Raw genomic sequence first — 23,021 nt, 5'->3', positions numbered from 1 at the left:
TTGATCGCAAGGCCGCTCTCGTCCATAAGCGCGCCGTCGAAAGACTTTCGCCGCGCGTGGTTTCCAGCCGCGTGATTGGCTCCGAAAAGTCTGCAACTTTTCGGAATCACGCTTAGTACGGCCCTCCACAAGCCATGAGGACATCATGACCGCCTTCAAACAGCTCGTCTTTTCCGGCGTCCAGCCGACCGGCAATCTGCATCTCGGCAACTATCTCGGCGCCATCAAGAAATTCGTCGCGCTGCAGGACACGTCCGACTGCATCTATTGCGTCGTCGACCTGCACTCGCTGACCGCGCAGCTCGTCCATGACGACCTCGCCGATCAGACCCGCTCGATCACCGCAGCCTTCCTTGCCTCCGGCATCGACCCGAAGAAGCACATCGTCTTCAACCAGTCGCGGGTGATGCAGCATGCCGAGCTTGCCTGGATTTTCAACTGCGTGGCGCGCATCGGCTGGATGAACAAGATGACGCAGTTCAAGGACAAGGCTGGCAAGGACCGCGAGAATGCCTCGCTGGGCCTGCTCGCCTATCCCTCGCTGATGGCGGCCGACATCCTGCTCTACCGCGCCACCCATGTGCCGGTGGGCGAGGACCAGAAGCAGCATCTGGAGTTGACCCGCGACATCGCGCAGAAATTCAACAACGACTTTTCGAGCCGCATCGCCAGCCTTGGCGTCGGCGTCGAGATGCAGGTCGGCGAAGAGACGGTGAACGGCTTTTTCCCGATCACCGAACCGGTGATCGGCGGCCCGGCAGCGCGCATCATGAGCCTGCGCGACGGTTCGAAGAAAATGTCGAAATCGGACCCGTCGGATCTGTCGCGCATCAACCTGACGGACGATGCCGACACCATCTCGAAGAAGATCCGCAAGGCCAAGACCGACCCGGAGGCCTTGCCGAGTGAGGTCGACGGACTGGAAAGCCGGCCGGAAGCGGAAAACCTGGTCGGCATCTATGCCGGGCTGGCCGAGATGTCGAAGGCCGATGTACTCAAGGAGTTCGGCGGCCAGCAGTTTTCCGTGTTCAAGCCGGCGCTGGCCGACCTTGCCGTGGAAAAACTGGCGCCGATCGCCGGCGAGATGCGCCGCATCGAGGGCGACCGCGCCTATGTCGACGCGGTGCTGAAGGATGGTGGCGAGCGCGCCGGCGTGCTGGCTGAGACCACGATGAAGACCGTGCGCGACATTATCGGCCTTTTGCAGGGCTGAGTTCAGGTTTCAGGGTGCACTGCACCACACTGGCCCAGTGCCGGCGGCTTGCCGACGGTCTGCCGCGGTGGCAGATTGCGGCCGAAATGACACTCGTATCGCTGATTTTGAAATTCGCACTGCCCTCGATATCCAACTCTGGCGAATTTCAAAATCAGCGATACGAGCAACCTATTGATTTCTAGTGTCGTGTTGATTTCGTAGTTAGCTCGCAGCGCGATATCGAAGTCTGGCTAACTTCTAAATCACGACACTAGGTAGATAGACATGGTCTCCAAACGCCTCAGTCGCGAAGCCGGCCATCGCAGGAAATTCCTGGCGATCATCGATGACACGCCCGAGTGCGAGCGCGCGGTCGCCTACGCCTCGAAGCGGGCGCAGAGCACCAGCGGCACGCTGGTGCTGCTCTACATCATCACACCGGACGATTTTCAGCACTGGTTGGGCGTCGAAAAGATCATGCGCGAGGAGGCCAACGCCACGGCACGCGCCGCTCTCGACGGCTATGCCAACAAGGTGCGTCAGAAGCTTGGTATCGAGCCCGAAATGGTGGTGCGCGAAGGCAAGCCGACCGAAGAGATCCACAAACTGATCGAGGAAGACCAGGATATCGCCATCCTGGTGCTGGCAGCAGGCGCCGGCAAGGAAGGGCCCGGACCGCTGGTCGGCGCTGTCGCCGGCAAGGGCGCGGCCTTCCCCATTCCGGTCACGGTGGTGCCGCAGAATTTGTCGGACGAGGAGATCGACAGCCTCGCCTGAGGTGAGCTGATATTCAGGTGAGGCCGGCCTGACCTGAATCTCAACGCACCTCGGTTTGCGGTAAGGGCCAGCAAAAACATTCCGCCAGCCAGCCGTTTCCAGCGATGCGTTTCGCTTGAATGTCCAGCCAATTGAGCCTATTTAGAATTATTCCAAACTAGCTGCCCGAATGGGGCACGGAGACGGCCATGTTCATCCAGACCGAATCGACGCCGAACCCGGCAACGCTGAAATTCCTGCCCGGCAAGGAAGTGCTTGTCGAAGGCACCGCCGATTTCCGCGATGCTGACAGTGCGGCGAGCGCCTCGCCGCTGGCCGGCCGCCTGTTCGAGATTCCCGGCGTTACCGGCGTCTTCTTCGGCTATGACTTCATCACCGTGACCAAGGACGGTCCCGACTGGCAGCATCTGAAGCCGGCCATCCTCGGCGCCATCATGGAGCATTTCATGTCGGGCGCGCCTGTCATGGTCAACGCCGGCCCCGCCGCCGAGACCAGCCAGACCGGCGAATTCTACGACAAGGCCGACGAGGAACTGGTCATCACCATCAAGGAACTGCTCGACACCCGGGTGCGCCCGGCGGTTGCCCAGGATGGCGGCGACATAACCTTCCGCGGCTTCGAGAACGGCACCGTGTTCCTGCACATGAAGGGCGCCTGCGCCGGCTGCCCGTCGTCAACGGCGACGCTGAAGCACGGCATCCAGAATCTGCTTCGGCATTTCGTGCCGGAAGTGCAGCAGGTCGAGCAGGTTTCCTGAGAGTTCTCAGCGCAGAGCTTCCGCCAGTGCCGTAAAAAACAAAAAACCGGGCCAAATTGCCCGGTTTTCTGTTTGGGACGTCCGTTGTTGCCTAGACGGTCCGCGCACGAACTGTAATCACATCACAATAACCTTGGCGCCGACCGACGTGCGGTCGTAGAGGTCGATAATGTCCTGGTTCATCAGCCGGATGCAGCCTGATGACATCGCCTTGCCGATCGAATTCCATTCCGGGCTGCCATGAAGGCGGTAGCCCATGTCGCCGCCCTTGTTGAACAGGTACATGGCGCGCGCGCCGAGCGGGTTCTTCAGGCCCGGCTCCATGCCGCCGGCAAACTTGGCCAGTTCCGGCTGACGCTGGATCATCTGCCGCGGCGGGGTCCAGGTCGGCCATTCGCGCTTCAGCGCGATGTGGGCGGTGCCGTGCCATTCAAAACCTTCGCGGCCGACGCCGATGCCGTAGCGGATCGCCCGGCCGTCGCCTTCGACGAAGTAGAGAAACTTGTTCTGGGTATCGACGATAATGGTGCCCGGCTTTTCCGAGGTGTCGTAGTTCACCTCCTGCCGGTGGTACTTCAGCGGCACCTTCTCGATCGGGATGCGAGGCAGCTGATAGCCTGCATCGTTCACCGCGCCGTAGTTGTTGGAGAAGAGCTGCGAGCCGATCGTGCTGCAACCCGAGATCGCGGTCGACAACGCAAGTGCAGCGACGATTGCAAATGACTTCATGCGCATGAAATGGTCCGATGCCCCGCCCAGAATCGAACGGCACGTTGCGGCCGCTTTTCCTGAAATCATTCTTGCTGGCATTTGCTTTGCTTGCCAAGCGCGCGATGCCTATATGCGAGACCTTACCTGCCGGTAAGCCGTCAACTATGGCATTTCGGCAACAGGGGTGACGGGATTGTGAAGGAAAAACAATGGGCGGTCCTGTCGGACGGCCCAGAATCAGGGAACCACATCGAGGAACCACTATGAATGTTGGCGATGCCGCGGTGCGGTCCGGCCTGCCGGCCAAGACCATCCGCTACTATGAAGAGATCGGCCTGATCGCGCCGGCGCGCGCCGGCAATGGCTATCGCGACTATTCGGGCGATGACATCCACCGGCTGGCTTTCCTGCGCCGCGCCCGCAACCTCGGCTTTTCAATCGACGATTGCCGCCAGTTGATGGCGCTCTATCGCGATCGCAGCCGCGCCAGCCACGATGTGCGCGAGATCGCCGCCGCCCATGTCAGTGCGATCGAGGAGAAGGTGCGCGAGCTGCAGTCGATGCGCGCGACCTTGCAGAAGCTGATCCACGCCTGCCATGGCGACGACCGGCCGGACTGCCCGATCCTGGACGATATTGCGGGATCGGCGCTGACTGGAGACAGGCCGGCCTCGGCCACGACTTGAAGGACTGGGCGCCGGACGCTTTCGGCGCTTCGCAGGGAGGGCGATCCAGCGATGATGTCGGCAACCGTTGAACTGCGCACGGTCGAGGGCACGCAGGCCGCGATGGGCTGGGCCGGCGGACATACGGTGGTGGTCGACCGGCCCGAAGGCAAGGCCGGCGGCATGGGGCTGGGCTTCAACGGCGCCCAGATGCTGGCGCTGGCGATCGGCGGCTGCTTCTGCAACGACCTGCGCTATGTCGCCGAGGAGATGGGCGTTGGTCTGGGAAAGATCGCCATCAGCGTGACCGTGAACCTCGACGGCAAGCCTTTGCTGGCGACCTCAGCCACGATGACCGTTTCCTGCGACACACTGGACGGTTCAGATCCCCGGAAGGTGATCGACAAAGCCGGTGAGATTTCCGCGATCAGCAACTCGCTGCGGCGGGGCGTGCCGGTGACGATCGAGGTGACCTGAAGGCATGCCCAGGGGGTTGATTAGGGTGCCGCTAAGGTATGGAACGGGCCGGTTCGGGCCGCCATGGCTGGGGTGGCGCACGAAAGCTGACTTCCTAGGTCTAACTTAGGTCTAATATCTCGTTTGGCTAAAATACGGAACGTCCAATGGACAAGAACGGAACCAAAGCGGTTACATCAGACCTTTGCGTTCACGGCGCAAGACTTTAGTCCTGCCGTCTTATAGTTAAGAGCGGAAGTTGATTGGCACGACATAGGGCCGCCCCGGATTAATACCAGACTGCACCCAGACGAATATGGTGCGATCGCGGAAGGCGCCCAGATCAAGCGGTCACCCAGGTTTGCCAACCATATATCCGCCGTCCTCCAAAAACAGGTTCAAACCGTGAACAAAATCTGGCATGGTGGCTGCCATGCCGATCATTTCGCCGATTCCCCTCAATCCCCTGATCGACGGCCGCCAGTCGGAACGCGCCATGCTGGTGCGGCGTGGCGTGCAGCGGCTGTTGATGCAGATGGGCATGCATGTGCTGCCTGAACTGTCGCTGGCGACAGGCCGGCGCGCCGATCTGGTGGCGCTGACCCGGCAAGGCGACATCTGGATCATCGAGATCAAATCCTCGATCGAGGATTTTCGCGTCGACCGCAAATGGCCTGATTACCGGCTGCATTCCGACCGCTTCTTCTTCGCCACCCATCCCGGCGTGCCGGCGGAGATCTTTCCCGAGGAATGCGGTTTCATCCTTTCCGACGGCTACGGCGCCGAGATCCTGCGCGATGCGCCGGAGCACCGCATGGCGGCGGCGACGCGCAAGGCGCTGATGCTGCGCATTGCACGGGCGGGTGCAGCGCGGCTGCTGGCGGCGGAGCTTGCGGGCGTGGCGGTGCCGGCGCTGGAGGGGGAGAGCGAATAACAGTGCGCCGGGCCGACGGTGGCGCGTCCCGCTTGTGTCCGACCATGGCTTCGCGCGAGCCCGCCGATCCATCGAGACAATTTTTTCACCTGCACCGATGATTTCCGATCACCTCGATTGTCCTGATCAATAGGCGCTGGATGGTCCGGCGGCCGGAAAGAGAGGTGATCCATGCGATCGTTACAAGGTCAGAATGTCGTCGTCGTCGGAGGCAGCCGGGGTGTCGGCCGCTCAATCGTGGAGGCTGCGCTTGGCGAGGGCGCGACAGTGCTGGCCGTTGCTCGTGGCGCAGCGGCGCTGAAGGAACTCTCCTGGGAGACATCAGGTGTGAAGACGCTTGCGGTCGACGCCACCGACGAGACCGCACCCGATGCGGTTTTCGCCGCGCTCGAGCCGGACGTGCTGGTGATCTGCGCCGGCGCTCTTGCCCCGTCCGCGCCCGTCCAGGATCAGAGCTGGGAGGACTTCTCGGTGAACTGGGAAGTGGACGTCAAGGCGTCGTTCCTGTTCTGCAAGGCCGCGCTCCAGGGCCGGCTGAAGCCAGGCAGCCGGGTTGTGCTGATCTCCAGCGGCGCAGCCTTGACCGGCGGACCGCCGTTCGCCGGCGGGTATGCAGGCGCAAAGCGCATGCAGATGTTCCTGGCCGGTCATTGCCAGAAGGAATCGGATCGGCTTGGGCTGGACCTGCGGTTTATGGCGCTCGCACCGGCTCGCATCATGCCAGGGACCGGCATAGGCGATGCCGGGCTCGATGGCTTTGCGGCCTATTTGGGCATCCGGCCTGCAGACGTCCTCGCGAGCATGACCGACATGCAGACGCCGGCCGATGTCGGCCGCGCGGTGGTCGCGCTCGCCACCGGCAAATTGGAAGGCAGCTCCTTCGCCGTCAGCGGCAGCGGACTTGCGGCAGCGGCGTGAGGCGCGCACGATGCCAGGAAGCTTCAGCACCGCAGGCTCCTCCATGACAGACGCTCCTGGCCCTGTTGAGCCCCTGGGCCGGCCGATCCTCGATCGACTGGCCTTCGAGCGTTTGACGGCGGCTCACCGCCGCGAGCTCAAACTCCATTGCTATCGGATGATGGGCTCGCTGCATGAGGCAGACGACCTTGTCCAGGACACGTTCCTGAGGGCGTGGCGCGGCAGGTCGCAATTCGACGGCCGGGGCTCGGTGCGCGGCTGGCTCTATACGATCGCGACCCACAGCTGCCTCAACGCCATCAAGGCGAGGTCGACGGCGCATCGCATTCTCCAGCAGCCCGGACGACCTGAGACCGACGGGCGGGCCACCGGCGGGCCCGCCGCCGAGTTCACCTGGCTGGAGCCGTATCCGGACACAGAGCTTCCGGACCTCGTTGACGACGAGCCCGGTCCGGAAGCGCGCTACGAAGCCCGTGAAGCGGTGCAACTCGCCTTCGTGGCGGCGATCCAGCTTCTGCCGCCCAGGCAGCGGGCCATTCTGCTTCTGTGCGATGTGCTGGGATGGTCGGCTGTCGAGACGGCGCAATTGCTGGGCGGCTCGACCGCTTCGATCAACAGCGCCTTGCAGCGGGCCCGCGCAACGCTGGGCGAGCGATATCCTCAGGGGCGTCCGCAGCAGCGGTCACGGCCCAACCGGCAAGAGGCGCTGCTGCTCGAACGCTACATGCAGGCCTGGCAGGCGGCCAAGCTCGATAGCCTCATCGAACTCTTGAAGGAGGACGCCACCTACCACATGCCACCATGGCGGGAATGGTACCGGGGACGCGAGGCAATCCATGCTTTCTTCGAGACCGTCTGGGGCAATTTTTCGGGCTACCGCACGGTGGCCATCGGAGCCAACGCCCAACCGGCGGTCGGCGTCTACGCACGCAGCCATCAGGATCTATTATGGCGCCCACATTCGCTGCATGTCATCGAGCCTGCGGACGGCAAAATCGCCTCGCTGACGATCTACGTGCCGCCGCTTGGCCCCGAACTGTTCGCGGCTTTCGGCCTGCCGCCCATCTAGTCTTCGTCAATCTCCCCCACGGCCGGCGCCATCAGCAGCACGGCGGCGCCGAGCAGCGCGGCGATGAACGAGCCGGCCAGGATGCCGACCTTGACCGCGTCCTGCAGCGCCACGTCGTTGGCGAAGGCGAGCAAGCCGATGAACAGGCTCATGGTGAAGCCGATGCCGCACAAAAGCGAAATGCCGATCATGTGCAGCCAGCCGGCATTGACCGGCAGGTCGGCGAAGCCGAGCCGGATGGCCAGCGCCGACGAGCTAAAGACGCCGACCAGCTTGCCCAGCACGAGGCCGGCGGCAACGCCGAGCGTCAGTGGCTCGACCAGGGCAGCGGCGCTGAGGCCGGCCAGCGACACGCCGGCATTGGCAAAACCGAAGATCGGGATGACGAAGAAGGGAACGATCTTGTGCAGGCCGTGCTCCAGCCGGTGCAGCGGCGAATGGTCGAGATCGTGGCCGCTGCCGGGAGACACTTTGAGCGGGATGGTGAGCGCCAGCGCAACGCCGGCCAGCGTCGCGTGCACGCCCGATTTCAGCACCAGCACCCACAGGATGGCGCCGAGCACGAGATAGGGCGTCAGAGCCGTCACCCGCATGCGGTTGAGCACGACGAGCACGGCGATGACGGCGAAGGCGGCACCGAGATAGGCGAGCGACAGGCCGCTTGTGTAAAAGATGGCGATGATGATGACAGCGCCGAGATCATCGATGATGGCGAGCGCGGTGAGAAAGATTTTCAGCGACGCCGGCACGCGATTGCCGAGCAGCGACAGCACCCCGAGCGCAAAGGCGATGTCGGTGGCGGTCGGGATCGCCCAACCGGAGAGCGCGGCCGCATTGTTTCGGTTGATGGCGACATAGACCAGCGCCGGCACCAGCATGCCGCCGGCGGCGGCGACGCCCGGCAGCACGCGGCGCGGCCAGGTCGAGAGCTGGCCATCCAGCATCTCGCGCTTGATCTCCAGCCCGACCAGCAGGAAGAACACTGCCATCAGCCCGTCATTGATCCAGTGCGAGAGGCTGAGCGGGCCGAGATAGGCATGGAGGGCGGCGAAATAGGTTTCGGCCAGCGGCGAATTGGCCACGATCAGAGCCAGGGCAGCCGCCACCATCAGGATGATGCCGCCGGCAGCCTCGCCATCGAGGAATTCGCGAAGGATGGATTTTGGCCGTTCGTCGCGCATGTGTTCTCCGTTGCCGGGTTTCCCGGTGGCGTTAGCGATGATGCGCAAAGGTCGATGGCAGGGCAAGCGCAACTCTTTCCAGCGTTGGCGCCGCCCCTCATTGTCCTGTCGGACGTTCGTCATTCGAAACGCCAAGCAGTTGGCTTTTCGTCCGCTTCGCGGACCATTCCTCAACTCCCCGTATAGCGACGGGGAGAAAGGGGCAGCTTCAGCCTAGCCGTCGTTTCCTGCAACGCCGGCGATTGGCGAAACTAGCGATGAGAGCGCCCCTCTCCCCGTCTCTATACGGGGAGAGGATGCCGGCAGGAAGGTGAGGGGCAGCGCTGAGGTTCGGCAATTGGCGGCCTGCGCCGCGTGAACCTCAGCGCGGCGCGCGCTTGGCCAGTATCCGCTGCAGCGTGCGGCGGTGCATGTTCAGCCTCCTCGCGGTTTCGGAGACGTTGCGGTCGCACATTTCGTAGACGCGCTGGATGTGTTCCCAGCGCACGCGGTCGGCCGACATCGGGTTTTCGGGCGGAGCGGCGCGTTCGCCGGCGGTGCGGGTAAGCGCTGCAAACACATCGTCGGCATCGGCGGGCTTCGACAGATAGTCGATGGCGCCGAGCTTCACCGCCGTCACCGCGGTGGCGATGTTGCCATAGCCGGTGAGGATGACCGTGCGAGCGTCGTCGCGCTTCTCGCGGATGGCGGCGACGACGTCCAGGCCATTGCCGTCCCCAAGCCGCATGTCGACCACCGCATAGGCCGGCGGATGGGCGCGCGCCTTGGCCACGGCTTCCTCGACGCTCTCGGCCGTCTCGACCACGAAACCCCTGGTTTCCATGGCGCGGGCCAGCCGCGTCAGGAACGGCTTGTCGTCGTCGACGATCAGCAGCGAGGTGTCCTCGCCTTCAACCATTGCACCAATTGTTTCTTCGCCAGTCATCGTCTCAAAAAATCCTGCTGCCTTAATTTTACGCAGATATAGTTCCTGAACGCCATTGTCCAATTTTGCCGGTCTTGGCTATTGCATGACCCCGAAAATCGTAATCGATTTTCGGAAAGGATCATGCGCCAAATCAAAATGCCTCAGGCGGTGTCGAACATCGAGGTTCCCACCGATTCCGGGTTGAGGAAGACGGTTCGCGGCCACGATATCTGCACGATGGCGCCCTCGCCCAGTCCGCTCGAATTGCGGAAGTCGAGCGTGGCGCCGGAGCGTTCGAGCAAGGTCTTGGCGATGAACAGCCCGAGACCCAGGCCACCACCGGCTTCGTTGCCCTGGCGCGTCGACATGTAGGGCTCGCCGATGCGGTCGATGATTTCGGGCGGAAAGCCCGGGCCGTCGTCGATGATCGAGAAGGTGACGTCGAGCTCGTCCCAGCTCCAGCGTATAGTGACGGTGTTGCGGGCGAAGTCGACGGCGTTCTCGACCAGATTGCCGAGGCCATAGATGACGCCGGGATTGCGCCGTCCCACGGGTTCGGGGCCGATGCGCTCGCCCGGCCGCAGCTTGATCGAGATGCCGAAATCGCGGTGCGGCGCCGTCACCTCTTCGACCAGCGAGGTCAGCGGCAGACGCGACAGATGCGCCTCGCCTTCGGAGGACAGGCTGGTCAGGCGCTTCAGGATCTCGCGGCAGCGCTCGCTCTGCGACCGCAGCAGCTTGACGTCCTCACCGTATTTCGGGTCGTCGCCCAGCGCCTTTTCCATCTCCTTCGAGACAAGGGCGATGGTGGCGAGCGGCGTGCCGAGTTCGTGTGCTGCAGCGGCAGCCAGGCCATCCAGCGCCGACAGATGCTGCTCACGTTGCAGCACCAGTTCGGTGGCGGCAAGCGCATTGGCAAGCAGGCGGGCTTCCTCGGCGACGCGGAAGGCATAGATGGCGGTAAAGGCGATCGAGGAAAACACCGCCATCCAGATGCCGGCGACATAGATGAACGGCATGGGCAGCGGCGCGCCCTCGTACCAGGGCAGCGGCAGATGGAAGAACACCAGCAAGCTTGCCCCCACTATCACCAGCCCGCCAAGAATGGCGGTGAGACGCAGTGGCAACGATGTCGCCGAGACGACGACAGGCACAGTCATCAGCAGCGAGAACGGATTGGTGAGGCCGCCGGTCATGTAGAGCAGGCCGGCAAGCTGCAGGCTGTCGAAGGTCAGGATGAAGAAGGCCGGGAACGGGGTCAGCCGGTGCGCTGCCGGATAGCGGAAGGTCAGAACCAGGTTCAGCCAGGCCGAACAGGCGATCAGCGCGAAGCAGAGGCTGACCGGCAGCGGGAATTTCAGCCCATAGGCGACGACCAGGACGGTCAGGCTCTGGCCGACAATGGCCAGCCAGCGCAGCCGGATAAGCGTGTTGAGGCGCAGCCGCTGGCTCTGCTGGAAGTCGGGCGCATGCAGGATTTTGATCATGGCCAAGGATTATAGCCGGGAAAGCAGAAACGCTAGGTGCCGCGCGGTTTTGCCCGAGCGGTGGCAGCGGCGAGCAGCGGATTTTCCGGCCAGACATGGCGGGGGTAGCGGCCACGCATGTCGGTGCGCACATCGGCCCAGGAGCCGCGCCAGAAGCCGGGCAGGTCGCGCGTCGTCTGGATCGGCCGGTGGGCCGGCGACAGAAGTTCGAGCGTCAGCGGCACGGTGCCGCTGGCGATAGCGGGATGGCGGTCAAGGCCGAACAGCTCCTGCACGCGGATCGCCAGCACCGGCCATTCGCCGTCATAGCGGATCGGCACGTGGCTGCCTGACGGCGCTTCGAAATGGGTCGGCGCCAGCGTTCCGATCTTGCGCTGCAATTCATGCGGCACCAGCGCCATCAGGCCGGAAGACAGCGCGCCCGGATCGATCGCGGCGAAGGACGCCTTGCCTGTGAGGAACGGAAGCAGCCAGTCGTCGAGGCGCTCGATGAGGGCGGCGTCCGAAACATCGGGCCATGGGGCGCCGAGGCCGCGATGCAGCCAGCCGAGGCGCTGGCGCAGCGTCTCGCCGTCCTTGTCCCATTCCAGCAGCGACAGGCCGTGCTCGCGCAAGGCATCCAGAATGGCGCGGTCGGCGTCAGTGCCGGAAGGCGCCGGCAGCATGCGCTCGGACAAAGTGATGGCGCCGAGCCGGGCGGTCTCGCGCACGCGCACCGCTCGCCTCTCGCGGTCGAAGCTCACTTCGCGGCGGGTCTCGATCCTGTCGGAAAGTGCTGCGCGGATGTCGGCCTCGTCGACGGCGGCCGCTGCGGTGATGCGGGCATTCTGCGCCTTGCCTTGCAAATCGGCGACGACAAGCCAGGCCTCGCCCGCCAGCGGGTCGGCGGCGTCGAGCATGGCGCCGGAGCCGTTGGTGAGCACAAAGCGTCCGCGCTCGCCGCGCGCCCTGGCGACGCGGTCCGGCCAGGCATGGATGAGCAGCGCGCCGGCGCTGCTACGCTCCCCCTTGTGGGGAGGGTCGGCGAGCGCGCCTTGCGCAGCAAGGCGAGGGAGACGGGGTGGGGGTGCCGGTGGCGTGCGCGACGATGGCGTGCCCGAACCGACCCCACCCCGATCCGCTGCGCGGATCGACCCTCCCCTCGAGGGGGAGGGTTTGGCCAGCCGCTCGGCAAGCTGTCTTGCCGTAATGGCGCGCGGCGATTTCTCGGTGCGAAAGCGCATCAATCGACGCTCGAGGTCGGCGCCGTCGCCGCCGAGACCACGCTCGGTGAGCAGCACGGCCAGCATCGCAGCCTCCGTCGCATGGCCGGTCCCAGCAGCTTCGGCGACCATGTGCGCCAACCGTACCGGCAGCGCCAGCTTGCGCATCGCGCCGCCCTGCTCCGTCAGCCGGCCGGCGTCATCAATGGCGTGCAGCGCGCCGAGCAGGGTCCGCGCCTCATTGAGCGCAGGCGTAGGGGGCGGATCGAGGAAGGACAGGCTCGCCGGATCGGCGACGCCGAAAGCGGCGCAATCGAGCAGCAGGCTGGACAGATCGGCTTCGAGGATCTCGGGCGGGGTGAAGGCGGGCAGTGCCGCCGTCTGTTCGGCCCGCCACAGGCGGATGGCGACACCGGGCTGCGTGCGCCCGGCGCGGCCGGCGCGCTGGTCGGCCGATGCCCTTGAAACCCGCACCGTCTCCAGCCGGGTCAGGCCGCTTGCCGGCTCGTAGCGCGGCAGCCGCGACAGGCCGGAATCGATGACGACGCGCACGCCGTCGATGGTGATCGAGGTCTCGGCGATCGACGTCGCCAGCACCACCTTACGGCGGCCGGGCGGCGGCGGCTTGATGGCGGCGTCCTGCGCCCTGTTATCGAGCTGGCCGTAGAGCGGCACGATGTCGGTGTCGGCGCTGAGGCGGTCCTGCAGCCGCTCGGCGGTGCGCTCGATCTCGCGCTGCCCGGGCAGGAAGGCGAGCACGCTGCCGCTCTCCTCGGCAAGCGCCGAACGGATTGCCTTGGCCATGGCATCTTCGACGGGAACGCCGGCCGGCCGTTCGTCGTAACGGATGTCGACGGGAAAGGCGCGGCCCGCGCTTTCGATCACCGGCGCGCCGGACAAGAGTTTCGCAACGCGCGCGCCGTCGAGCGTCGCCGACATCACCAGCAGGCGCAAATCCGGCCGCAGCGCGCCTTGCACATCGAGCGCCAAAGCGAGGCCGAAATCGCCGTCGAGCGAACGCTCATGGAACTCGTCGAAAATCACCGCCGAGACGCCGGGCAACTCCGGATCGTCGAGGATCATGCGCGCCAGCACGCCTTCGGTGACGACCAGTATTTTTGTCCGGGCGGAGGTGCGGTTTTCCATGCGCATGGCATATCCGACTGTGGCGCCGGGTTCCTCGCCCAGCAATTCGCCCATGCGGCGGGCGGCTGCGCGGGCGGCGAGCCGGCGCGGTTCAAGCAGGACGATCTTGCCGGCGCCCAGCCACGGCGTGTCGAGCAGCGCCAGCGGCACCAGCGTCGTCTTGCCGGCGCCGGGCGGCGCCACCAGCACGGCGCTGTTGCCAGCGCCGAGCGCCTCGCTCAGCGCCGGCAGTACGGCGGACACCGGAAGCTCCGGCAAGGGTCTTGTCGTCATCGCGTCCGCATATCAGCGGTCACTATGGCCGTGCAACCGGCGCTCGCTCACAGCCTTGTTCGCGACAGCGGGTTCCAGCGCACCGTACCCAACCGCACTTCCTCGCGCACCATGGTCAGCAGGCCGGAAGCGCCAACGACGGCGAGGCCGACCAGGGACAGCCAGTCGGGATATTCCTGGAAGAACAGCGCGCCGAGGATCACTGCCCAGACGATCTGCGAATAATGTGTCGGCGCGATGCGGTTGGCGGGCGCGTATCTGGCGGCCAGCAGCTGCAGCAACTGTCCGCAAGCGGCGAACGCGCCCGCCATCACCAGCCACAGCAGCTGCATCGCGTTGGGAAGGGTAAACGATGTGGCGGCGACGCCTATGCCGTTGAACACCAGGCCATAGCCAACCAGCACGCCCAGCATGGTGGTGCGCTTTTCCTGCTGCGCCAGCGAGCGGGTCAGGATGATGTTGGAGGCGGCCAGGAAGGCGACAGCGAAGGCGGCAAGGTGGCCGAGATGCAATTCGCGAAAACCCGGCCGCACTACCAGCATGACGCCGGCAAAGCCCGCGACCACCGCCAGCCAGCGCCAGGGGCCGACCTTTTCCTTGAGCACCAGCGTCGACAGAATGGTGACGCAGAGCGGCGCCAGGAAGACCAGTGCATAGACCTCAGCCAGCGGAATGGTGGTGAAGGCATAGACGCTGAGCAAGCCCGATGCCATGCCGGCCCAGGCGCGGGCGTGCACCGCCCATGGCCGCTTCGTGCGCCAGAAACCACGCCAGCGCTCATCGGACGGCCGGCTGAAAAACAGGAAGCCGCCGGCAAACAGCGTCACGAAGAAGGCGATCTCGAAGACGGTGAACTGTTCGCCAAGGCTCTTGATAACGGCGTCGCTGCACGAATAGCTTGCATAGGCGATGAGGGCGAGCAGGATTCCGTTCGTCACGTTTTTCCATTTCCGGGGAGAGTGCGGTGAAGGTATTGGCGCTCGGCGCGCATCCGGACGACATCGAGATATTCATGTTCGGTACGATGGCCGCCTATGCGGCGCAAGGCGCAGAACTCACTTTTGCCGTGGCCACCGATGGCGCCAAGGGCGGCAAGGGCGACCCAAGCGTTTTGGTTCGTGTCCGGCGCGAGGAAGCGGCCGCCGCTGCGGCTTTGCTCGGCGCGACCCCGCGCTTCCTCGACTTTCCCGACGGCGAACTGGTGGCCGATGCGGCGCTGATCGGTTCGCTGAAAACGCTGATACGTGAGACAGCAGCGGATCTGGTGATCACGCATGCGCCCAACGACTATCACGCCGACCACCGCGCGCTGTCGGACGGCGTGCGCATCGCGGCCTCGTTCGCTGTGCCGGTGCTGCTTGCCGACACGATGGGCGGAACCGGATTTTCGCCGACGCATTACGTCGACATTTCCGCCTACCGCGACGTGAAAACGCAGGCGATCCGCGCACACCGCTCGCAGATGCCGGAGCAATATGTCGACAGGGCGCGCGTCCAGAATGAGTTTCGTGCCGGGCAGTGCAACGGCGTCGCCGGGTCCCTGGCCGAGGCCTTCCGCTTCGAGCCGACATTTCCCTTCGCCGACATACGCGCCCTGCTGCCGCCCGCGCCGCCTGTCCGGCCGGTGACGCCACACACGAAAATTGTAGGCGACGCCGGCTAAGCAACCTCCAGGCGAACCCTCCGGCAATCATTTCCCAACGATTTCAATCCTCGTTTCGAAATGCTGCGGCGCAGCAACGAATTCGCTTGCCTTGTTTAGTAAAAATTGCATCACTAAACAAATTACTAAACATCTGCGACGCACCGCGCCGCCATGTTTAGGCCCTCGGAGGAGCGAGGGTTGAGGGCTCTTGAAACCGCCATCCGGGCGCGTTTCGCAAATGGGAGGAAGGCATGAAATCGAGCTTGAAACTGGCGTTGGGACTGACTTCGGCGATCACCGCGTCGACAGCCGTCTCGAACGTTGCGCACGCTGAAGACCTGACGCTTTGCTGGGCCGCCTGGGATCCGGCCAACGCGCTTGTCGAACTGTCCAAGGACTTTACCAAGGAAACCGGCATTGGCATGAAATTCGAGTTCGTGCCGTGGACCAACTATGCCGACCGCTTCCTCAACGAGCTCAACTCGCACGGCAAGCTCTGCGACCTGATCATCGGCGACAGCCAGTGGATCGGCGGCTCGGCCGAGAATGGCCATTACGTCAAGCTGAACGACTTCTTTGACAAGGAGAAGATCAGCATGGACGACTTCGTGCCGGCAACCGTTGTCGGCTATTCCGAATGGCCGAAGAACACGCCGAACTACTGGGCGTTGCCGGCCATGGGCGACGTCGTCGGCTGGACCTACCGCAAGGACTGGTTCTCCAAGCCGGAACTGCAGAAGGAGTTCAAGGAAAAGTACGGCTGGGACCTCGGCCCGCCGACCACCTTCGACCAGCTGAAGCAGATCGCCGAATTCTTCCAGAAGCGCGAGATCGACGGCAAGACCGTCTATGGCGCCTCGATCTACACCGAGCGTGGCTCGGAAGGGATCACCATGGGCGCCATGGACGTGCTTTACAGCTTCGGTTTCCAGTACGAAAACCCGAAGAAGCCCTACGAAATGGAAGGCTTCGTCAACTCCGAGAAATCGGTGAAGGGGCTGGAATTTTACAAGGCGCTCTATGATTGCTGCACCCCGCCCGGCGCCTCGAACAGCTACATGGGCGAAGGCGTCGATGCCTTCAAATCCGGCCAGGTGGCCATGCATATGAACTTCGCCTTCACCTGGCCCGGCCTGCAGAAGGACGAGAATGTCGGCGGCGACAAGATCGGCTACTTCGTCAATCCGAAGGGGCCGGACGGCGAGCAGTTCGCCCAGCTCGGCGGCCAGGGCATTTCGGTGGTGTCCTATTCCGACAAGCAGGAATCGGCGCTGAAATACATCAAGTGGTTCGCCAACAAGGACGTCCAGGCCAAATGGTGGTCGCTCGGCGGCTATTCCTGCCTGAACGCGGTGGTCAAGGACCCGGCCTTCCCGGCCAGCCAGCCCTACGCGCAGACCTTCCTCGACTCGATGGCGATCGTGAAGGACTTCTGGGCCGAGCCCAGCTACGCGCCGCTGCTGCAGGCCTCGCAGAAGCGCTTCCACGACTACGTCGTTGCCGGCCAGGGTTCGGCCAAGGATGCGCTTGACGGCCTGGTCAAGGACTGGACGCAAGTGTTCCAGGACGACGGCAAGATGTAACCGGACCAACGGCTCCTCCCGAGCCAGACCGACGCGTCCCGTGCCACCCTTGGCATGGGACGCAGTTCAGATAAATTCCAGTTGTCGAGACTTGACGTGACCGAAGCAGGACTCACCATGCTCAATCGGACTGCGGACAGCGTTGCCCGGGCGACCCCGGAGCCGTTGGCCCGCAAGGTCCGCGGCATCAGCGACAAGGGCCTCGCCTGGCTGTTCATCTCGCCGACGATCCTGTTGCTGCTCGCCATCAACATCTTCCCGCTGTTCTGGGCGATCTATCTGTCCTTCACCAACTTCCGTGCCAACCGGCCGAACGAGGTGGTGAAGAACCTCGGCTTTGCCAATTACCAGCGCATCCTTGGCGACCAGGACATCTGGATCGCAATGCAGACGACGGCACATTTCGTGTTCTGGACCATTCTTTTGCAGACGCTGATCGGCTTCACGCTGGCCTGGCTGATCGACCGCAAATTCCGCGGCCACGCCTTCTGGACGACCATCATCCTGGTGCCGATGATGCTGTCGCCGGCGGTGGTCGGCAATTTCTGGCGCTTCCTCTACGAGCCGCAGATCGGCCTGTTCGCCTACGCCATCTCGTTCGTCACCCGCATCCCGCCAACCGACATCCAGATGCTGTCCAACGTCGAGCTGGCGCCGTGGTCGATCATCATCGTCGACACCTGGATGTGGACGCCCTACGTGATGCTGATCTGCCTCGCGGGCCTGCGCTCCATCCCCGAATACATCTATGAGGCGGCCGAGGTCGACCGCGCCTCCAACTGGCGGCAGTTCTGGTCGATCACACTGCCGATGGCGCTGCCCTTCATCATGCTGGCGGTGCTTTTCCGCGGCATCGAGAACTTCAAGATGTTCGACATGGTCAATCTGTTGACCGGCGGTGGCCCTGGCTCGACCACCGAGGTCGCCTCGATCACGCTGAAGCGGCAGGCCTTCGAGAGCTGGCGCACGGGCTATTCCTCGGCCTTCGCCATCATCCTGTTCGTCGCAGTGTTCGGCCTCGCAAACATCTACGTCAAGGCGCTCAACAAGGTGAAGCAGAGATGAGCCTGACCACTGCCCACTCCGTCGTCGCCCCGTCGGGAACGGCAAAAGGCATCGCAGGCACGATCATCGTCGCCTATGCGCTGATCTCGATCGTGCCGCTGCTGTGGATTTTTGCCACCAGCTTTAAGACCCCGCCGGATTCGATCGCCTATCCGCCGAAGATCGTTTTCCAGCCGAGCATCGAGGGCTATTGCAACCTGTTCACGACCCGCACCCGGCAGACGCCGGAATACATCAACTCGCTGGGGCCGGCGACCGGCTTCTGCGACGAGACGGTGCGCAAGCGCAACATGGTGATTGCCGGCCCGTCCAACTTCCTGCCGCGCTTCGTCAACTCGCTGATCATCGCCTTCGGTTCGACCTTCTGCGCCGTCTTCCTCGGCACGCTGTCGGCCTACGGCTTCTCGCGCTTCAAGGTGCCGCTGGCCGATGACCTTCTGTTCTTCATCCTGTCGACGCGCTTCATGCCGCCGATCGCGGTCGCGATCCCGATCTACCTGATGTACCGCGAGCTCGGCCTCTCCGATACAGCGCTCGGCATGATCCTGCTCTACACGGCGGTCAATGTCTCGCTGGCGGTGTGGTTGCTGAAGGGCTTCATCGACGAAATCCCGCGCGAATATGAGGAAGCGGCGATGATCGACGGCTATACAAGGCTGCAGGCGTTCTGGCGCACGGTTTTGCCGCAGGCGACCACCGGCATTGCCGCGACCGCCATCTTCTGCCTGATCTTCGCCTGGAACGAATATGCCTTTGCGGCGCTGCTGACCTCGGGCACGGCACAGACCGCGCCGCCCTTCATCCCGACAATCATCGGCGAAGGCGGCCAGGACTGGCCGGCCGTGGCGGCGGGTACGACGATCTTCCTGGTGCCGATCCTGGTCTTCACCATCCTGCTCCGCAAGCAATTGCTGCGCGGCATTACCTTCGGCGCGGTGCGCAAATGAGCATGACCAAACCCACGAAACGCAAGTCGCGCTGGCCGCGCTGGGCTCGGCGCGGCCTCTTGGAAAACATCGCCACGGCGATCATCGCCATTGGCTTCCTGATGCTGTTCCAGCCCTTCGCGCTGGCGCTCTACACCTACTCCTTCATCACCATGCTTGCCGGCACGGTGATGTTCATCATCGTCTCGAAATTCCCGGAATAGTCATGGCCGAAATCCGCGTCCAACACCTGAGAAAGGCCTTCGGCGATTTCGTCGCCGTGCAGGATTCGAGCTTCGTCGTCGAGGATGGTGAGTTCTTCGTCATGCTCGGGCCGTCGGGGTGCGGCAAGACGACGACATTGCGCATGATCGCAGGCCTCGAACTGCCGACCGGCGGCCAGATCCTGCTCGGCGGCGAGGATGTCACCATGCGCCGGGCGCGGGAGCGCGACATCGCCTTCGTCTTCCAGCTGTTCGCGCTCTATCCGCACATGAATGTGCGCAAGAACATCGGCTTCCCGCTTTTGGCCCAAGGCATGCCGTCGGCCGAAATCCGTCAACGCGTCGAAGAGACCGCAAAGCTGCTGCGCATCGACCATCTGCTGAACAAATCGGTCTCAGGGCTTGCCGGCGGCGACCGCCAGCGCGTCGCGCTCGGCCGCGCCATCGTGCGGCGGCCAAAATGCTTTTTGATGGATGAGCCGCTCGGCACGCTCGACACAGAGTTCCGTGACCTGATGGTGCATGAACTGCGCGAGCTGCACAACCGCATCCACGCCACCACCGTCTATGTCACCCACGACCAGATGGAGGCGATGTCGATGGCCGACAAGATCGCCGTCATGAACCACGGCGTCATCGAACAGTTCGGCACGCCGCGTGAGATCTACGACCGGCCGGCAACCATGTTCGTCGCCGACTTCATCGGCTCGCCGCCAATGAATTTTTTGGGGTTCGGCGGTGGACTGGCAAAGGGCGCCAGAGAGATCGTCGTTCAGGGCGCCAAGGTGGCGGTGCCGGAGGTGCGCGAAGACATCGCGCCAGCCGACATGGCGCTGGGCATCCGCCCCGAGCACATCCGCTTCGACGACGCTTCGAAACTGCGCGGCGCCATCTACGGCACCGAATATCTCGGCACCACGCAGATCGTCGCGGTGGAGACGGCCGACGGCATCATCAAGGCGCGGGTGCCGGCCGAAATCCGGCTCGCGGCGGGCGATCATGTCGGCCTGACGCTGAGCAGCGCGCGGCTGTCGCTGTTCGAGAAGGGATCCGGCCGCGCGGTGCGCACCGCGATCCATGACACTGTCTCCCAGGGGAGAGCACAGCATGGCTGACGTGCACATCAGGAACGTGAGCAAGAGCTTTGGCGAGCAGATCGCCGTGGACGATCTCGACCTGCACATCGCCGATGGCGAGTTCGTCGTGCTGCTCGGGCCGACCGGCGCCGGCAAAACGACCACGCTGCGCCTGATCGCCGGGCTGGAGCAGCCCGACAGCGGCACGATCCATATTGGCGGGCACAATGCGACGGTGCTGTCGCCGGCGGAGCGCGACACGGCTTTCGTGTTCCAGCAATATTCGCTCTATCCGCATCTGTCGGTCTACGACAACCTCGCCTTCCCGCTGCGCTCGCCGGCGCGGAAAATACCGGAGGACCAGATCCGCCGCCGCGTCGAAGAAGTGGCGAAAATGGTGCGTATCCACCACAAGCTGAACAACCGCTCGACCAAGCTGTCCGGTGGCGAGATGCAGCGCGTTGCCATCGGCCGCGCGCTGGTGCGCAAGCCCTCGATCTATCTGATGGACGAACCGCTGTCGTCGCTGGACGCCAAGCTCCGCGCCGATCTCAGGCTCGAGCTGAAACGCATCCAGGCAGAGCTCGGCGCCACCATGCTCTATGTCACACATGACCAGATCGAGGCGATGACCATGGCCGACCGCATCGGCATCCTCGCCGATGGCGTGCTGGTACAGATCGGCACGCCGCGCACGATCTATTCCGAGCCGGCAAATCTTCATGTCGCGGCACGGCTCGGCCAGCCGGCGATCAATCTTCTGCCGGCCGGACTGCTGCCCGATGGCGGCGCTCCGACCGGCACCAAGACGATCGGCGCACGCACCGAACATCTGTCGATCGAGAAGGCCGCGAACGGCCATGCCGACGGCGTCGTCGATTGGGTCGAGCATCTCGGCGACCAGAACCATCTGCATGTGACGGTGGGGGCCAAGAAGCTGGTGACACTGACCGACCCCGACACGGATCTGGCGCAAGGCGACAAAGTGGTGATCCGCTACCACTCGCCGCTCTATTTCGGCGCCGACGGGCAAAGACTGATGTGAGGTTTTCGGTGTCTCGCCAAAGGTACGGCACCGGCTTCTAATTGACGAATACAGGACGAAATTCGATGAAGCACTTTTTCAACCGCAGGGAAACGATCGTCACCGAGGCGCTGGACGGTCTGTTGCGGACCATCGGTTCGGGCGATCTCGTGCGCCTCGACGGCTATCCCGAAATCAAGGTCGTGTTGCGCGCCGACTGGGACAAGACCAGGGTCGCCGTTGTCTCCGGTGGCGGCGCCGGGCACGAGCCTTCGCATGCCGGCTTTGTCGGCAAGGGCATGCTGACGGCGGCGGTCTCGGGCGAGATCTTTGCCTCGCCAAGCGTCGAGGCAGTGCTTGCGGCGATCCGCGCGGTGACCGGACCGGCCGGCTGCCTGCTGATCGTCAAGAATTATACGGGCGACCGGCTCAATTTCGGCCTGGCGGCCGAGAAGGCGCGCGCCGAGGGGTTTCGTGTCGAGATGGCGATCGTCGCCGACGACATCGCCTTGCCAGATATCAACCAGCCGCGCGGCGTTGCCGGCACCTTGTTCGTGCACAAGATAGCCGGCCATCTGTCAGAAACGGGAAGCGATCTGACAGCGATCGCAACGGCGGCGCGCACGGCGGCGAAGGACATCATCTCGCTCGGCATGTCGCTGTCGTCCTGCTCGATCCCCGGCCAGCCGCATGAAGAGCGGTTTGGCGAAAATGATGGCGAACTCGGCCTCGGCATCCATGGCGAGCCAGGCGTCGAGCGCATCGCGGTGCAAAGTGCTGACCGGCTGGTGGCGATCATGGCGGAGCGGCTGGCAGCGCGGCTCGACCCGGAGGCCAACCACGCGCTGCTGATCAACAATCTCGGTTCTGTGCCGCCGCTCGAAATGTCGCTGGTCGCCAATGCTGTGCTGGCCTCGCCGCTGGCCAGGACCGTGAAGCTTGCCATCGGCCCCGGCCCACTGATGACGGCACTCAACATGAACGGCTTTTCGCTGTCGCTGATCAAGCTTGATGCCGCGCGCGAGGCGGCCTTGCTGGCGCCGGTCGGCTCGCACGCCTGGATGCCGGCAAAGCCCGTTGCAGCGCCTGCCATCGTGCCGATGGCGAAGGCAGCCGGACAAAGCGCGACGCGCAAGCCGAGCGAGGATGCGCGGACAAGGCGACTTGTCGTCACGGTCTGCGAGCGGCTTATCGGGCTCGAAGAGACATTGAACGGGCTGGATGCCAAGGCAGGCGACGGCGACACCGGTTCGACCGTAGCGACCGGGGCGCGCAGTGTGCTGGAAAAGCTCGATGCGCTGCCGCTGGCCGATCCGGCCGCCACGCTGGCGGCGGTGGGCGATCTCCTGGGTGTCGCCATGGGTGGTTCCTCGGGCGTGCTGCTGTCGATCTTCTTCACGGCGGCAGCGCAGGCTACGAATACGGGGGCGACCCTGTCCAAGGCGCTGCTTGCCGGCCTTGGCCGGATGACCTTCTACGGCGGCGCCAAGATCGGCGACCGCACCATGGTCGATGCGCTGGAACCGGCGCTGAAAGCGCTCGACGCCAGGAACCTGGACACGGCGGCGACAGCAGCCCGGCACGGCGCCGAGGCGACGGCGGCCATGGAGAAGGCGAAAGCCGGGCGCTCCGCCTATGTCGGCACCAAATTGCAGGGCGTGGTCGACCCCGGCGCGCATGCCGTGGCCGAAGTGTTCGCCGCCGCCGCCGCGCTGTATGCAACGGCCTGATGGCATGCTTCAGTTGTCGAATGAAAATTCTTTCGATACTGCCGGCAGGACCGAAACCGGGAATTTGGA

22 protein-coding genes are annotated in these 23,021 nt (G+C 64.1%); 16 read left to right on the top strand and 6 right to left on the bottom strand.

Annotation, left to right across the window (positions count from 1 at the left end; genetic code table 11):
• The first annotated feature begins 145 nt into the window (after positions 1 to 145).
• The 3 genes from trpS to JQK88_RS06035 all read left to right on the top strand — a co-directional run bounded on the left by trpS (position 146) and on the right by JQK88_RS06035 (position 2,730).
• A complete protein-coding gene (gene trpS, locus JQK88_RS06045) occupies positions 146 to 1,213 on the top strand; it encodes a tryptophan--tRNA ligase (protein ID WP_192249630.1) in 1,068 nt (355 codons plus the stop codon).
• 267 nt (positions 1,214 to 1,480) lie between these two features.
• A complete protein-coding gene (locus tag JQK88_RS06040; RefSeq protein WP_192249619.1) occupies positions 1,481 to 1,972 on the top strand; it encodes a universal stress protein in 492 nt (163 codons plus the stop codon).
• Positions 1,973 to 2,160: 188 nt separating this feature from the next.
• Positions 2,161 to 2,730, top strand: coding sequence for a NifU family protein (locus JQK88_RS06035; protein ID WP_112560600.1), 570 nt, complete (start codon positions 2,161 to 2,163; stop codon positions 2,728 to 2,730).
• Positions 2,731 to 2,847: 117 nt separating this feature from the next.
• On the opposite strand, the gene JQK88_RS06030 is transcribed toward JQK88_RS06035, so the two are convergent.
• Positions 2,848 to 3,465 carry a L,D-transpeptidase gene (locus tag JQK88_RS06030; protein WP_192249616.1) on the bottom strand — a complete coding sequence of 206 codons (618 nt, stop codon included), beginning with the start codon at positions 3,463 to 3,465 and terminating at the stop codon, positions 2,848 to 2,850.
• A gap of 239 nt (positions 3,466 to 3,704) precedes the next feature.
• Between JQK88_RS06030 and cueR the strand changes: the two genes are divergently transcribed.
• From cueR to JQK88_RS06005, 5 genes are all read left to right on the top strand, one after another.
• On the top strand, positions 3,705 to 4,127 hold the full coding sequence (gene cueR, locus JQK88_RS06025) for a Cu(I)-responsive transcriptional regulator (protein ID WP_192249613.1): 423 nt from the start codon (positions 3,705 to 3,707) through the stop codon (positions 4,125 to 4,127).
• A 51-nt stretch (positions 4,128 to 4,178) separates the two neighbouring features.
• Complete coding sequence (locus tag JQK88_RS06020; RefSeq protein WP_192249610.1) at positions 4,179 to 4,583, top strand: OsmC family protein; 405 nt, start codon at positions 4,179 to 4,181, stop codon at positions 4,581 to 4,583.
• Between the two features lie 412 nt (positions 4,584 to 4,995).
• Entirely contained in the window at positions 4,996 to 5,496 is a 501-nt protein-coding gene (locus JQK88_RS06015; protein ID WP_181056465.1) for an MmcB family DNA repair protein, read from the top strand.
• Between the two features lie 171 nt (positions 5,497 to 5,667).
• A complete protein-coding gene (locus JQK88_RS06010; RefSeq protein WP_203277751.1) occupies positions 5,668 to 6,414 on the top strand; it encodes an SDR family NAD(P)-dependent oxidoreductase in 747 nt (248 codons plus the stop codon).
• Positions 6,415 to 6,457: 43 nt separating this feature from the next.
• Positions 6,458 to 7,483, top strand: coding sequence for an RNA polymerase subunit sigma-70 (locus JQK88_RS06005; RefSeq protein WP_203277750.1), 1,026 nt, complete (start codon positions 6,458 to 6,460; stop codon positions 7,481 to 7,483).
• Here JQK88_RS06005 and nhaA read toward each other — a convergent pair.
• From nhaA to JQK88_RS05980, 5 genes are all read right to left on the bottom strand, one after another.
• Complete coding sequence (gene nhaA / locus JQK88_RS06000) at positions 7,480 to 8,664, bottom strand: Na+/H+ antiporter NhaA (protein WP_203277749.1); 1,185 nt, start codon at positions 8,662 to 8,664, stop codon at positions 7,480 to 7,482. The two genes, JQK88_RS06005 and nhaA, sit on opposite strands and share 4 nt — an antisense overlap.
• Positions 8,665 to 9,025: 361 nt before the next feature.
• Positions 9,026 to 9,589: an ActR/PrrA/RegA family redox response regulator transcription factor gene (locus tag JQK88_RS05995; RefSeq protein ID WP_112560594.1), complete on the bottom strand. Its 564-nt coding sequence runs from the start codon at positions 9,587 to 9,589 to the stop codon at positions 9,026 to 9,028.
• Between the two features lie 143 nt (positions 9,590 to 9,732).
• A complete protein-coding gene (locus tag JQK88_RS05990) occupies positions 9,733 to 11,058 on the bottom strand; it encodes an ActS/PrrB/RegB family redox-sensitive histidine kinase (RefSeq protein ID WP_203277958.1) in 1,326 nt (441 codons plus the stop codon).
• A 32-nt stretch (positions 11,059 to 11,090) separates the two neighbouring features.
• Positions 11,091 to 13,679, bottom strand: coding sequence for an ATP-dependent helicase HrpB (hrpB, locus tag JQK88_RS05985; protein WP_203277748.1), 2,589 nt, complete (start codon positions 13,677 to 13,679; stop codon positions 11,091 to 11,093).
• 47 nt (positions 13,680 to 13,726) lie between these two features.
• Entirely contained in the window at positions 13,727 to 14,617 is an 891-nt protein-coding gene (locus JQK88_RS05980) for a DMT family transporter (RefSeq protein WP_203277747.1), read from the bottom strand.
• Between the two features lie 26 nt (positions 14,618 to 14,643).
• On the opposite strand from JQK88_RS05980, the gene JQK88_RS05975 reads away from it, so the two are divergent.
• The 8 genes from JQK88_RS05975 (at position 14,644) to JQK88_RS05940 (ending at position 22,952) form a co-directional block, all read left to right on the top strand.
• Positions 14,644 to 15,342 (top strand): PIG-L deacetylase family protein, encoded by a 699-nt coding sequence (locus JQK88_RS05975; RefSeq protein WP_203277746.1) that lies wholly within the window; start codon positions 14,644 to 14,646, stop codon positions 15,340 to 15,342.
• A 233-nt stretch (positions 15,343 to 15,575) separates the two neighbouring features.
• On the top strand, positions 15,576 to 16,907 hold the full coding sequence (locus JQK88_RS05970) for an ABC transporter substrate-binding protein (protein ID WP_192249589.1): 1,332 nt from the start codon (positions 15,576 to 15,578) through the stop codon (positions 16,905 to 16,907).
• A gap of 117 nt (positions 16,908 to 17,024) precedes the next feature.
• Complete coding sequence (locus tag JQK88_RS05965) at positions 17,025 to 17,972, top strand: carbohydrate ABC transporter permease (RefSeq protein ID WP_210328085.1); 948 nt, start codon at positions 17,025 to 17,027, stop codon at positions 17,970 to 17,972.
• Positions 17,969 to 18,919, top strand: a complete 951-nt coding sequence (locus JQK88_RS05960; protein WP_112560588.1) for a carbohydrate ABC transporter permease — start codon at positions 17,969 to 17,971, stop codon at positions 18,917 to 18,919. The genes JQK88_RS05965 and JQK88_RS05960 overlap by 4 nt, the downstream gene beginning before the upstream one ends.
• Positions 18,916 to 19,122, top strand: coding sequence for a hypothetical protein (locus JQK88_RS05955; protein ID WP_192249583.1), 207 nt, complete (start codon positions 18,916 to 18,918; stop codon positions 19,120 to 19,122). Before JQK88_RS05960 ends, JQK88_RS05955 begins: the two co-directional genes overlap by 4 nt.
• Positions 19,123 to 19,124: 2 nt before the next feature.
• Positions 19,125 to 20,237: an ABC transporter ATP-binding protein gene (locus JQK88_RS05950; protein WP_192249580.1), complete on the top strand. Its 1,113-nt coding sequence runs from the start codon at positions 19,125 to 19,127 to the stop codon at positions 20,235 to 20,237.
• A complete protein-coding gene (locus tag JQK88_RS05945) occupies positions 20,230 to 21,243 on the top strand; it encodes an ABC transporter ATP-binding protein (protein ID WP_203277745.1) in 1,014 nt (337 codons plus the stop codon). Before JQK88_RS05950 ends, JQK88_RS05945 begins: the two co-directional genes overlap by 8 nt.
• Before the next feature lie 65 nt (positions 21,244 to 21,308).
• The gene (locus JQK88_RS05940) at positions 21,309 to 22,952 is read left to right on the top strand and encodes a dihydroxyacetone kinase subunit DhaK (protein ID WP_203277744.1); all 1,644 of its coding nucleotides are present in this window, start codon (positions 21,309 to 21,311) and stop codon (positions 22,950 to 22,952) included.
• Positions 22,953 to 23,021: the final 69 nt, after the last annotated feature.

This window comes from Mesorhizobium caraganae (assembly GCF_016836705.1).
Classification (GTDB): Bacteria; Pseudomonadota; Alphaproteobacteria; order Rhizobiales; family Rhizobiaceae; genus Mesorhizobium; species Mesorhizobium caraganae.
Note: the sequence above shows the minus strand (reverse complement) of the source record. Positions and strands in the feature narration are given on the sequence as shown.